Annotated in this window: 11 protein-coding genes; 3 read left to right on the top strand and 8 right to left on the bottom strand. The window is 71.7% G+C overall.

Going from position 1 to position 11635, the window contains the following annotated elements; translation table 11 throughout:
* Window positions 1-13: 13 nt before the first annotated feature.
* From SMD20_RS02440 to SMD20_RS02425, 4 genes are all read right to left on the bottom strand, one after another.
* Window positions 14-979 (bottom strand): trypsin-like serine peptidase, encoded by a 966-nt coding sequence (locus SMD20_RS02440; RefSeq protein ID WP_329574384.1) that lies wholly within the window; start codon window positions 977-979, stop codon window positions 14-16.
* 113 nt (window positions 980-1092) lie between these two features.
* Window positions 1093-2292 carry a non-homologous end-joining DNA ligase gene (gene ligD / locus SMD20_RS02435; RefSeq protein ID WP_329574382.1) on the bottom strand — a complete coding sequence of 400 codons (1200 nt, stop codon included), beginning with the start codon at window positions 2290-2292 and terminating at the stop codon, window positions 1093-1095.
* A gap of 95 nt (window positions 2293-2387) precedes the next feature.
* Window positions 2388-3128 (bottom strand): crotonase/enoyl-CoA hydratase family protein, encoded by a 741-nt coding sequence (locus tag SMD20_RS02430; protein ID WP_329574380.1) that lies wholly within the window; start codon window positions 3126-3128, stop codon window positions 2388-2390.
* Window positions 3129-3303: 175 nt separating this feature from the next.
* Window positions 3304-4572, bottom strand: a complete 1269-nt coding sequence (locus SMD20_RS02425; protein ID WP_329574378.1) for an RNA-guided endonuclease InsQ/TnpB family protein — start codon at window positions 4570-4572, stop codon at window positions 3304-3306.
* A 91-nt stretch (window positions 4573-4663) separates the two neighbouring features.
* Between SMD20_RS02425 and SMD20_RS02420 the strand changes: the two genes are divergently transcribed.
* Window positions 4664-4963, top strand: coding sequence for a hypothetical protein (locus SMD20_RS02420; RefSeq protein WP_329574376.1), 300 nt, complete (start codon window positions 4664-4666; stop codon window positions 4961-4963).
* A gap of 90 nt (window positions 4964-5053) precedes the next feature.
* Here SMD20_RS02420 and SMD20_RS02415 read toward each other — a convergent pair whose 3' ends face one another.
* Window positions 5054-6751, bottom strand: coding sequence for an acyl-CoA dehydrogenase family protein (locus tag SMD20_RS02415; RefSeq protein ID WP_329574374.1), 1698 nt, complete (start codon window positions 6749-6751; stop codon window positions 5054-5056).
* Window positions 6752-6782: 31 nt separating this feature from the next.
* Here SMD20_RS02415 and SMD20_RS02410 point away from each other — a divergent pair, with 31 nt between their 5' ends.
* Window positions 6783-7502: a PaaX family transcriptional regulator C-terminal domain-containing protein gene (locus tag SMD20_RS02410; protein WP_329574372.1), complete on the top strand. Its 720-nt coding sequence runs from the start codon at window positions 6783-6785 to the stop codon at window positions 7500-7502.
* Between the two features lie 42 nt (window positions 7503-7544).
* Here SMD20_RS02410 and SMD20_RS02405 read toward each other — a convergent pair whose 3' ends face one another.
* Window positions 7545-8558, bottom strand: coding sequence for a hypothetical protein (locus SMD20_RS02405; protein ID WP_329574370.1), 1014 nt, complete (start codon window positions 8556-8558; stop codon window positions 7545-7547).
* A 78-nt stretch (window positions 8559-8636) separates the two neighbouring features.
* Window positions 8637-10034 carry a glutamate--cysteine ligase gene (locus SMD20_RS02400; protein ID WP_329574368.1) on the bottom strand — a complete coding sequence of 466 codons (1398 nt, stop codon included), beginning with the start codon at window positions 10032-10034 and terminating at the stop codon, window positions 8637-8639.
* A gap of 89 nt (window positions 10035-10123) precedes the next feature.
* Between SMD20_RS02400 and SMD20_RS02395 the strand changes: the two genes are divergently transcribed.
* Window positions 10124-11161 (top strand): zinc-dependent alcohol dehydrogenase family protein, encoded by a 1038-nt coding sequence (locus SMD20_RS02395; RefSeq protein ID WP_091082436.1) that lies wholly within the window; start codon window positions 10124-10126, stop codon window positions 11159-11161.
* On the opposite strand, the gene SMD20_RS02390 is transcribed toward SMD20_RS02395, so the two are convergent.
* Window positions 11139-11627, bottom strand: a complete 489-nt coding sequence (locus tag SMD20_RS02390) for a carboxymuconolactone decarboxylase family protein (RefSeq protein ID WP_329574365.1) — start codon at window positions 11625-11627, stop codon at window positions 11139-11141. The two genes, SMD20_RS02395 and SMD20_RS02390, sit on opposite strands and share 23 nt — an antisense overlap.
* Window positions 11628-11635: the final 8 nt, after the last annotated feature.

The following is an 11635-nucleotide window of genomic DNA, read 5'->3' as shown; positions in this document are numbered from 1 at the left end:
CTCGTCACGCGTCTCAGGTCAGGCGGCCGGTCCAGCTCGCGGCCGCGGCCTTGTAGACGTCGGCCAGCGGGGTGTCAAAGTACGGGGAGACTCCGGTGTCGTAGCGGCCGTCACCGTCGGTGTCGGAGACCCCGGCCGTGACGCCGTTGAGATAACCGAGACCGCGCTCGTCCTCGTAGCGCTGCAGCCAGGCCGAACCGAGCGATCCCTCCCCCGTGAACGGGGACTCGACGCCGACCAACTGGTCCGCGGACGGGCTGGACAGGCTCGTCGCGGACACCCGCCCGGCGGAGTGTTCGAGGCTCTGGCCCGTGTAAGGCCGGCTCCCGTCGGGGTGGGGGCCGGCGGGGAAGCCGAAGACGTCGACCTCGGGTGCGGTCGTCTCGTCGATGGACTGGTTGTAGGCCACGCCCTGCCTGCCGACGATGTCCCCCAGCCGGCCGTTGGTGGTGAGCGTGCCGTCGGCGGACGGGACGACGCCGCTGTAGACGTTGACGAAGGCGACGTCACGGTCGGAGTCGTTGTACGCCGTGAAGTCGAAGTGGGTGAACACCCGGTTTCCGGCGTAGATGCCGTGCGGGTGCGTGCCGTCGGTGGCGGGGCCGGGGATGAAGACCCAGTTGTCGGTGGTGGTGGGCTCGCCCGCCATGTCGTACACGCAGTGGGCCGCCGTGGCGACGAGGTTGCGGTACTGGCTCTGCACGGCAACGGCCGAGCACCAGTGCGGCTGCTGGTCGCCGCCGACGAAGAACACCTTGCCCGCCGTACGGGGCGGGTCACCCTCGGCCAGCGGGGAGACCGGGTTGATCTTGATCGGTTTGCCGGGCGGCACGACGGTACCGGAGGTGCGTTCGCCGCGGACCTCGTACGGCGGGGTGAGAGGAGTGGCGTTCCTCAGGTTCGCGCCCCCGTCGGCCAGCCAGTAGGCCACGGCCTGCCGCGCCTCCGTCACGTCCCGGACGAGCGGGGCCGAGACCACGTCGGCCGCGTGGGCGGGCGCGGCGGTCCTCTGAAGCTCGCCACGCCCGCGCCACCGCCGCTACCCCTCGCCGAGTCACCACCGCCGTACCCGGCCTCCCTCCCCCGCCGCCCTCAGTCGCCCTCGGCCGCGCGGCCCCAAGGGTCGTAGTCGACCTCCAGGGGCTCCTGCTCCGGCCGCTCGCCCTCGGGCACGTTGTGCAGGTTGACCCGGATGCGGTACCAGACGCTGCTGCGCCCGCGCATGCCGTCGACCAGCACGTCGGCGGGCTCCAGCCGGGCCGCCGCCTCCGGGTGCTTGGCCTTCCAGCGTTCGAGGCCGGCCAGGGCCTCGTCCTTGTGCTCGGCCCGCGCGATCTCGATGACCGGCTTCGTCTGCTGCCTGCGCCCTTCGCCCTTGGGCGGCTTGGGCGCCGGCCCCAGCTCCTCGGCCAGCTCCAGCAGCCCGTCGAGGGTGCCGGGATGCAGGTCGAGGTCCTCCCAGGGGTCTCCGCGCTCGACCAGCCGCCGGGGCACGGTCTCGATCGTGAACAGCTCCGGCCGGCAGTCCGGCACCTCGTCCCAGGTCAGGGGCGTGGACACGCGCGCGTCGGCCACGGCGCGCACCGAGTAGGCGGAGGCCACGGTGCGGTCGTAGGCGTTCTGGTTGAAGTCGACGAACACGCCGTGCCGCTCCTCCTTCCACCAGCGGCTCGTGGCCAGGTCAGGGGCGCGCCGCTCGACCTCGCGGGCCACCGTCTCGGCGGCCTTGCGGACCTTCGCGAACGGCCAGCGCCGCTCGATCCTGGCGTAGACGTGGAAGCCGCGCGATCCGGACGTCTTGGGCCAGGCCACGAGCCCGTGGTCGGCCAGCACCTCGCGCGCCACCTCGGCGGTCCGCAGCACGTCCGACCACGGCACGCCGGGCACGGGGTCGAGGTCGATGCGCAGCTCGTCGGGACGGGACAGGTCGTCGGCGCGTACGGGATGGGGGTTGAGATCGACGCAGCCGAGGTTGACCACCCACAGCACCTGGGCCAGGTCGGTGCAGACGACCTCCTCCGCGCTCAGCCCCGAGCGGTATTTCAGCTCGGCCACCTCGATCCAGTCGGGCCGCTTGGCCGGAGCCCGCTTCTGGAAGAACGCCTCCTCCTCGATGCCGTGCACGAACCGCTTCAGCACCATCGGCCGCCCGTGCACACCCCGCAGCGCCGCCTCGCCGACGGCCTGGTAGTAGCGGATCAGGTCGAGCTTGGTGTGCCCGCTCCGCGGGAAGACCACCTTGTCGGGGCTGGTGATGCGCACTTCGCGGCCGGCAACCTCGATCTCAGGCATGACCTCACGATACGTTCCGCCTCCGACAATCAGCCGCCCCCGCATGCCGTGTCAGCATGCCGTGTCAGCAACGTCCGTTTCAGGAGCGGCCGCTCTCAGAAACGGCCGTGGCGGCCCGCGCCCCCGGCGAAGCGCGCAGCCCCGTCCCTGGCACCGGGCAGCGACATCAGCCCATGCCGCAGCTCGTTGCGCATGGCCTCCTCCTCGCCGATCCCTTCCTGCTCCAGCGCCGACAGGCGGTCACCGCGCAGGCACCCCTGCGGGAAACGGGCGATCTCGCGAGCCAGCTCCTCGGCACGCGACCGGGCCTCACCGCGCGGGACGACCCGGTTGGCCAGCCCCATCTCGTACGCCTCCCGCGCCCCCACCGGCCGCCCGGTGAGGATCATGTCCATGGCGCGGGACGTACCGACGAGCCTCGGCAGGCGCACCGTGCCACCGTCGATGAGCGGCACGCCCCACCTGCGGCAGAACACCCCGAACACCGCGTCCTCCTCGACCACCCGCAGATCGCACCACAGGGCCAGCTCAAGTCCGCCGGCCACCGCGTGACCGGCGACGGCGGCGATGACGGGCTTGCCCAGGCGCATCCTGGTCGGCCCCATCGGCCCGTCACCCTCCTCACCGACGCGGTTGTCCAGCGCCTTGAGATCCGCGCCCGCGCAGAACGTACCGCCCTCACCCCACAACACCGCCACGTCGGCATCGGACTCCTCAAAGCCGCGAAAGGCGTCAGCGAGCGCGCCGGCGGTCTCGCGATCGACGGCGTTGCGCGCCTCCGGCCGGCTGATCACCACAGTGGTGACGGGTCCCTGGCGCTCCACACGTACGGTCATCAGGCCCTCCTCGGTGAGCTCCGCCGAGCGTACGCCTCCAAGACCACCACGCCATGGACGAGGCCGCGATGAACCCTTCCCAGCCTGCCGCTACGAAGTACAGTCAGCTTCTCGATCGTGAACGGCCGAGCTTGCAGCTCCTCGCCGTCGATGGGCGTCGACGGTCTGGTCCGCGTCAGGCAGCGTGACTCACTGCCCAGCCCGCCTCACCCCGTGAGGCGATGTTGCGGGCCGCGTTGACATCGGCGTGCTCAGCGAAGCCGCACGACGTACAGGCGAAGGTCTCCTGATCAGGCCGGTTGTTCTGGCCCACATGCCCGCACCGCGAGCACTGCTGGGAGGTGTAGGACGGATCGACGTGGATCACGGCGACCCCTGCCCGGGCCGCCTTGTAGGCGATGAAGACTCCCAACTGGTGAAAGCTCCAGGAATGCAACGTGACCCGCTGGGGCTTGCGAAGCCGTACCCGGTCGCGGATCCCCCGGAGGTCCTCCAGAGCGATGCCGCGCGCGGTGCGTTCTGCCTCGGTCACGACCTGCTTGGCGAGGCGGTGGTTGACGTCGGCGGCGAAGCGCGCCTCCTTACGACGGCGTCGTTTCAGCAGCCGCTTGGCCGACTTGGTGGCCTTGGCCTGCAGTCTGCGGCGCAGCTGGCGGTGCCGGCGCCGGACGGCGTTCAGCCCCTTGCCGCTGTGCCGCACCCCGTCGGAGGTGGTCGCGAGGTTGGTGATGCCCAGATCCACCCCGAGGAAGCCGTCCGGAGCGGCGACGGGGACATCGGCCATCTCGACGGTGGCGTGGAGGAACCACATGCCGTCCCGCCACACCAGGTCGGACTCACCCTTGCGGCGCTCGGCCAGCAGTGCGAGCTGCTGGGCCGAGCCGGTGAACGCGATGCCACGCAGCCGCCCGGCAGTCGTCCAGATCGACACCGTCCGGTCCTCGTGCTGCCAGGACAGGCACCGGTCGTCGTACGGCTGGGCGGCCTGCGGGCGGAAGGAGATGGGTTTGCTTTCCGCCTTGACCCGCCGCGCGCATCCTGGCTTGCCCAGGTTTCCGGCGGCCAGGTTGACATGCAGGGTGCGATAGGCGTCGCACACCTTCTTGATCACGTGCTGGGCGGCCTGCGCGGCCAGCCCGAAGTTGGCCTTGATCTCTTCGTAGGTGTGCTTACGCAGGTCGAAGTTGCGAAAACACCCCTTCTGGAAGGCGATGCGCGAGACGAGGCCGGCGGCCTCGTTGGCGGCGCGCAGGGTGGCCTCCAGAGCCGCCGCCTGCTCGGGTGTCGGCAGAAGCTTCACCTGCACCACCAGCTTCACATCCGAGCACATTACCGTTCTGCCTCTATCACCGCTGTTTTTCTGGTCGCTGATCCGGCAGGGGCAAGCGGCCGGCGCACCGGATTCGGCGCGGTGGAAGCTTGGGGAGCGCCTGCCGGTGATCAAGGAGTACCTTGAGGACCAGAAGCGCCCGGACACAAGCCCAGGTCAGGGCAACAATTCCTCCCGGGCGTAGATGTGTTCGATGGAGGAACTCATGGCGTCCACGTCCTGGCCGGTGTACAGCCCCTTCGCCCGCGAGCACTACGGTCGCGGCCTCGAAGAAGGCAAGGTGGAAGGCAGGGCAGAGGGCAGGGCGGAAGGCCAGGCCGAGGGCAAGGCGCGGGAGGCGGCGAAGCTGGTGCTGTTGTTCCTCTCCGCGCGAGGGCTCGACGTCACCGACGACGTCCGCGCCCGCATCACCGGCTGCTCCGACGTCGAGATGCTCGAAGCCTGGGCTGCGCGCGCGGCCACCGTTCAGGCGGCCGACGAGTTGTTCGACGAGTCCGGCCAGTAGCGTTTTCTATCTGGAGGGTCGGCTTGTCGTCCTCCTCGGGCCGGGTCCCAGAGGCGTACGGTCCCGGCGTGTTTCAGCCGGGACCGGCGCTCAGCCGGTGAAGGCTCCCTCGACGAGTGCGTCGAAGGGGTCCTCGGCGGGGGCGTCGAGGCCGCGCAGGGGGCCGCGGTCGGCCAGGTGGGCGTCGGCGTACAGGCGGGCGACCAGCGATTTGCGGCCGTCGTCCAGGCCCCAGCCGGCCTGCTCCTCCAGCAGGGCGGCGGCGTAGACGTCGGCCATGAACTGCGCCAGCGGATACAGCCGGGCCTCGGCCACGGCGGGCTCCAGGGCGGCCCAGGCGGTGATCGCCTTGGTGAGGTCGTCGATGCGGGTGTGCACCAGGTCGGAGGTGGCGGCGGCCCGCAGCCGGTCGAGGAAGGGCAGGTGGGCCTGTTCCTTGGCCATGGCGCGGCGTACGTCCAGGCAGAGGATGTGGTCGCCGCCCTCCCAGATCGGGTTGACCTGGGCGTCGCGCAGCAGGCGGGCGACCGGCCACTGCTCGATGTAGCCGTTGCCGCCGTGCACCTCGACGGCGTCGCTCGCGGCGGTGAGGCCGAGCCGGGAGGCGCGCAGCTTGATCAGGGCCGGGGCGAGCCGCAGGCGCGGTCCGAGGTGGCCGTCGAAGACGAGCGCCTGCGCGGCTTCCACCTCCACGACGAGTTCGGCCAGCTTGCGGCGCATCAGCGGCTGCTCGGCGAGCGGCCGGCCGAACGCCTCGCGGGCGCGGGCGTAGCAGAGCGACTCGATCAGCGCCCGGCGGGCCACGCCGAGGCCCATCATGGCGACGCCGAGCCGGGAGCCGTTGGTGAGCTGCATCATGGTGCCGAGCCCGGAGCGTGAGCCGCCGGACGTGGCCGTGTCCTGTGCGCGGCCCTCGGCGTCCGGGCGGTCCATGAGCAGGAACGCCTCGGCGTCCGCGAACTCGACCTCGCCCGACGCCACCGACCGGGTGCCGAGCTTGTCCTTGAGCCGCCGGATGCGTACGCCGTTGCGGCTGCCGTCCCGCCGCTCCCACAGCACGAGGAACGGCGCCACCGCTCCTTCGGGCAGCCGGGCGAGCACCACGAACGCCGAGCCGTTGGCGTTGGAGGCGAACCATTTGAAGCCGGTCAGCAGCCAGGCGTCGCCGGCGGGCACGGCCGTGGCCTCCAAGGCGGCGAGGTCGGAGCCGCCGGTCCGCTCGGTGAGCATCTGAGCGGCCTCGCCCGAGTAGTAGCCGTTGGCGAAGATCTCCCGTACCCGGTCTCGGACGTCCCGGGGGGCGTGCTTCTCGGCGAGCTGCACCACCATGTCGCCGCCCGTGCCGAGCGCGCAGCCCATGCCGATGTCGGCCTGGTCGAGCAGATACGTCCAGGCGGCGGCGAGCGCGGACGGGTTCGCCCCGTTGGCCCTGGCCTGCTGGGCGAAGGCGGGCGAGGTGAAGTTGTCGGCCATGAGCGCCTGCCGGGCGGCGTGGAACGACGGCGGCATGACGACCTCGCTGACGTCCCTGCCCCACTTGTCGTACTTCTCCAGGCGCGGCGGGTTGCGGTCGGTCTCCTCCGCCCAGGCGGCGATGGGCCCGCCCATGAGCGCGCCGAGCCGGTCGAGGTGCGGCTCGGCCCAGGCGTAGCCGTCGCCCAGGTGGTGCCGCATGAGCAGGTGCAGCGTGGGATCGCAGGCCCACCAGTTGCGCCCGGCCGCGCCCTGGTAGCGCTCGGTGGCGTAACGGTCGCTGCGGTCGAAGGGTTCGATGAGATAGCGCCCCATAACTGCGAGTGTTACATATACTCGACACGCGATGGAAGAGCGTAATACATTGAGCGCCCGCTCGGCCGTGCTGAGCGCGCTGCTGGGCAGCCATCCCCCGCGCCTGCCGGCCCGGCACCTCGTCCGCATCGGCGCGCTGTTCGGGGTGGCCGAGGGCACCGTACGGGTGGCGCTGTCCCGTATGGTGGCGGCGGGCGACCTCGTGCAGGAGAACGGCTTCTACACGCTCTCGCCGCGCCTGGTCGAGCGCCAGGCCCGCCAGGACGAGAGCCGCGACCCCCACATCAGGCCGTGGGACGGCACGTGGGAGGTGGCGGTGGTCACCGCCGAGCGACGTGCCCCCGCCGACCGGGCCGCGCTGCGGCACGCGATGACCGCGCTGCGCCTGGCCGAACTGCGCGAGGGCACCTGGATGCGGCCGGCCAACCTGGTGCGCTCCGCCTGGCCGGAGGTCGTCACGGCCCAGTGCACGCTCATCGACGGACGTCCGCACGGCGATCCCACTCCCCTGTTGTGGGATCTCGACGGCTGGGCGGCCGAGGCCCGCCGTCTGGAGGGGGCGCTGGAGCGTGCGGACGGGCTGGCGGAGGGCTTCCTGGTGTCGGCCGCGGTGCTGCGCCATCTGCTGGCCGATCCGCTGCTGCCGCCGGAACTGCTGCCGGCGGACTGGCCGGGCGCGGAGCTGCGGGCCCGTTACGACGCCTTCGACGCCCGCTACCGCGAGGTCCTGTTCCGGCACCTCGCCGGCTGAGCCCAGCTCACCGGCTGGTTACCGTCCGGCCCACACGCCGGCTCAGAGGGCGACGCCGAAGACGACGCGTTTGCCCTTGAACTCCGTGAGGCTCCACAGCCTGCCGTCCTGCACCGTGAGGTCCTCGGGGCCGATGGGGAACGGCCTGGTCTGGAGCTTGCCGCCGCGGTGCACCAGCAGCTTGCCGTTGCGGGCCGAGCCGCCGGTCTGGCTGAGGTACCAGGTGTCGCCCTGGGAGAGCGCGCCCTGGATCTTGGGCTGGCCCATGACGTACGCCTCGGCGGGTTCGCCGCCGGAGAAGGGCAGGTTCCAGCGGGCCACCCGGCCGCCGGGGTCGTTCTCGCGGTACTCGCCGGCGATCAGTTTGCCGGTGCCGCCGCTGCGGTCGAGGGCGACGAAGGAGAAGACCGGGCCGGGGTTCGCGAGCCGCCACATGTCGGTCTGCGGGATGACGTAGCGGTAGCCGAAGGCGTGGAACTTGCCGCCCGAGCGGCCGATGCGGTCGGCGTCGCCAAGGTCGTTCTGGGCGGTACGCAGGTCGAGGATGCGGCGCAGGTCGAACACGCGCAGGCCGCGCGTCGTGTCGGCCACGTAGAGCAGGTCGCCGTCGATGGCGATGCCGCCCGCGTGGATGTTGATCGGCCCGTACGAGCCGTCGGGCTTGGCCAGCACGAGCAGCGCGTGCCGGTACTTCAGCGTCCGCGGGCTCAGGAACGACACGCGGATGCCGCGCTCGCCGGCCGCCGGCTTGAAGTACCAGCTCACGACGGACGCCGGGACGCCGATCGCGCCGGAGTCCGTGCTGCCGGTGATCCCCTGCGGGTACCAGTCGACGGTGTCCTGGTCGCCGGCGTCGAAGGCGTACCATTCGGCCGGTCTCGGCTGCATCGGGCCGAGGGCGGCGGTCGCTCCCCTGCGTGCCGCCGCCCGGTTGGCCTGGGCCAGCACCGCTTCGACGGCGGTGGCGCCGATCTCCTCGGCCAGTTTGGCCGCTCCGTCCGCGAGGTCTCCCGTCGCCCTATTCAGGACGAAAGGTGATTTATCGGTTATTACCATCCCCGTCACCGACATAACTTCCTTCCTTTTCCGTCCTTTTACCCAGTGTGACGGAAACGAAAGGGGGATGGTTGTGACTCAACGCCACATATGCACCGGCAGTCCCGACAGGGCCAGCTCACGATAACGGCGCACCAGCTGCTCGACGTCGCCGCCGAAGCGCTCCAGCGTCTCGCGCTGCCACACCGCGCCCGTACGGCGTAGCCGCGTACGCTGCTCCATGATCTCCAGGGCGCGATCGGCGTCGCTGGGGGCCACCCCCGCGCCCAGCAGCCCTTCGCGCGCCTCGGGCAGCAGCCGGAGAATGAGGTCGGCGGCCTCGTGCTCGCCGTCCCAGCCCGGCCAGGACAGCTTGGCGTCCAGCCCGTGCATGGCGGCGCGGTAGAAGTTCTGGTAGGCCTCGGCGAAGCGGTAGCCGGTCAGGTCCCGTTCGGCCTGCGAGAGCGTGAGCCCGATCAGGAACGCGGTGTTCGCGGCCATGTCCGCGCACGAGGGCCCGGCGGGCAGCGCCCGCATCTCGATGCGCAGGTGGCCGCCGTCGGCCGGGTCGTAGACGGGCCGGTTCCACTGCCAGATGGTGCCCTGGTGCAGCCGCAGCTCGGGCACGTCGTGGGGCCCGGCGCCGTCGACGAGGTCGGGCACGATGGGCTCGTAGTCCGCGACGTACCGCTCGAACAGCTCGATCGCGCCCTCACGCACCCAGTCGGAGCCGAACGTGACCCGCCCGTCCCGCCGTTCGAGCCGCGCCACGTCGCGGTCGTCGGCGGCCTCCTCCATCAGCGCGATGCGGGTCTCCTCCCACTTGCGGGGGCCGAGAAAGATCGGCGAGTTCCCGCAGGCCGCCAGCACCGGCCCGATGGCGAGCTGGGCGGCGTTGAACAGCCGGGCGAAGCGCTCCGGCGGGGTGCGGATGTGCACCTGCCAGGAGGTGTTGGCGCTCTCCAGGATGACGTCCTCGACCGACAGCTCCAGGTCGTCGATCTTGACGAGGAACGGCTCCAGCCGCAGACGCCGCAGGCCCCTGCTCATGGCCCGGTAGCGGTTCTGGTCGCTCATCGCGCCGACCGTGAAGTCCCCGGTCTCCAGCGTGGGCAGGATGCCGATGGGCACCGCGCCGCCGCCCTCGACCGCCGCGTCCACCTTGGTCACGGTGTCGTGGATCTCCGCGCCCAGCAGCTCGAACGGCTTGCCCTCCAGCGTCGTGGGGGTCAGGTTCACCTCGAGGTTGTAGCGGCCGAGCTCCAGCACCACGCGGGGGTCGCCGAGGGCCTCACGGACCTCGCTGTTGTGCGGGAGGGGCCGGCCCCGCTCGTCGACGAGGAACAGCTCCAGCTCCGCGCCGATCGTCACCGGCCCCTGACCGAAGCCGGGGGTGCCGAGCAGCTCGCGCAGCGTGCCGAGCTGCTCGCGGATGCGCTCTCCGAAACGGAGGTACTCATCCTCCGAGAAGCGCTCCTTGTCCAAGTCTTGTCCCATGGCCCCTAACTGTCCCGCCCACCGGATTCCACACCTGTGACAGGGCAGGTGCTTGCGCAGGTCACGGCCGCTCACTCTAAGCTCATGAGATGCGAGCGGTTGCGTTTGACATCTTCGGGGGCGAGCTCGACGTGCGCGAGCTGCCGGATCCGGCCCCCGCCCCGCACGGCGCGGTGATCAGGGTCCTGGCCACGGGGTTGTGCCGGTCCGACTGGCACGGCTGGCAGGGCCACGACCCCGACATCACGGCCCTGCCGCACGTTCCCGGCCACGAGTTCGCGGGCGTCGTCGAGGCCGTCGGCTCCGACGTACGCGGCTGGCGGCCGGGCGCGCGTGTGACGGCGCCCTTCGTGTGCGCCTGCGGCACGTGCCCGTCCTGCGCGGCGGGCGAGCAGCAGGTGTGCGAGCGGCAGACGCAGCCGGGCTTCACCCACTGGGGCTCCTTCGCCGAGTACGTCGCGATCGACCACGCCGACGTCAACCTGGTCGCCGTCCCCGAGGACATGGCCTTCGTCACGGCGGCCGGGCTCGGCTGCCGCTTCGCGACCGCTTTCCGCGCCGTCGCCCAGGTGGGCGAGGTACGCCCGGGCGAGTGGGTCGCGGTGCACGGCTGCGGCGGCGTGGGGCTGTCCGCCGTCATGATCGCCACGGCCGCCGGCGCCCGCGTCGTGGCCGTGGACGTCAGCGGCGACGCGCTGCACCTGGCCGAGCTGGCCGGCGCCACGCACTTCGTCAACGCCTCGGCGGGCGACGCGGCGGCGCAGGTGCGCGAGCTGACCAGGGGCGGCGCGCACGTGTCGCTGGACGCGCTGGGCAGCCCGCAGACCTGCGCGGCCTCGGTCGAGAGCCTGCGCCGCCGTGGCCGGCACGTCCAGGTGGGCCTGCTGCCCGGCGGGCCGACCCCGGTGCCGATGGACCGCGTGATCGGCCAGGAGCTGCGGCTGCTCGGCAGCCACGGCATGGCCGCGCACGCCTATCCGCGGATGCTGGAGCTGATCAGGGCCGGGGTGCTCCACCCCGACCAGCTCGTCACCAGGACCATCGGGCTGGCCGACGCGGGCAAGGCGCTCGCCGCGATGGGCTCGGTGCCGGGCGTCACGGTGATCACTCCTCGATCGCCACTCTGAGCGTCCGCAGCACCAGCGCCAGCATCCGGTAGTGGGCGACCAGCATGACCAGCTCGATCCGGCCCGCCTCGTCGTAGCGGTCGCAGAGCGCCGCCCAGGTGGCGTCGGTCAGGTCGCCGCCGTAGTGCAGGTCGTCGGCCACCTGGAGGACGAGCCGGTCCTCGACCGGCCACAGCGCGTCGGGGTGGCGCACCGAGTCGATCTCCAGGTCCGTCAGGCCCGCCTCGCGGCCGAGGCGGGCGTGGTGGGCCCACTCGTAGGCGCTGCGGCTGTGGTACGCCGTGCGCAGGATGGCCAGCTCGCGGTCGCGGGCCGGCAGTGTGCCGTCGAGCAGCACGCCGCCGAAGCCGAGCCAGGCCCGGTAGAGCTCCGGGTGGCGGGCGATGGTGGCGAAGACGTTGTAAGGGTTGGCCCTGATGAAGCCGTCCCACTCCTCGGGAGGCAGGGGCCGCACGCGGGGTTCCATCTTCGCAG

Source organism: Nonomuraea sp. LP-02 (assembly GCF_036289125.1).
GTDB lineage: Bacteria > Actinomycetota > Actinomycetes > Streptosporangiales > Streptosporangiaceae > Nonomuraea > Nonomuraea bangladeshensis.
This window is presented reverse-complemented; position numbering and strand designations above follow the sequence as displayed.

Coding starts and splice junctions, on each gene's coding strand:
- SMD20_RS02420 (WP_329574376.1), top strand. CDS start 4,664: ATGGCGTCCACGTCCTGGCCGGTGTACAGCCCCTTCGCCCGCGAGCAC.
- SMD20_RS02415 (WP_329574374.1), bottom strand. CDS start 6,751: ATGGGGCGCTATCTCATCGAACCCTTCGACCGCAGCGACCGTTACGCC.
- SMD20_RS02405 (WP_329574370.1), bottom strand. CDS start 8,558: ATGGTAATAACCGATAAATCACCTTTCGTCCTGAATAGGGCGACGGGA.
- SMD20_RS02400 (WP_329574368.1), bottom strand. CDS start 10,034: ATGGGACAAGACTTGGACAAGGAGCGCTTCTCGGAGGATGAGTACCTC.
- SMD20_RS02390 (WP_329574365.1), bottom strand. CDS start 11,627: ATGGAACCCCGCGTGCGGCCCCTGCCTCCCGAGGAGTGGGACGGCTTC.
- ligD (WP_329574382.1), bottom strand. CDS start 2,292: ATGCCTGAGATCGAGGTTGCCGGCCGCGAAGTGCGCATCACCAGCCCC.
- SMD20_RS02395 (WP_091082436.1), top strand. CDS start 10,124: ATGCGAGCGGTTGCGTTTGACATCTTCGGGGGCGAGCTCGACGTGCGC.
- SMD20_RS02430 (WP_329574380.1), bottom strand. CDS start 3,128: ATGACCGTACGTGTGGAGCGCCAGGGACCCGTCACCACTGTGGTGATC.
- SMD20_RS02410 (WP_329574372.1), top strand. CDS start 6,783: ATGGAAGAGCGTAATACATTGAGCGCCCGCTCGGCCGTGCTGAGCGCG.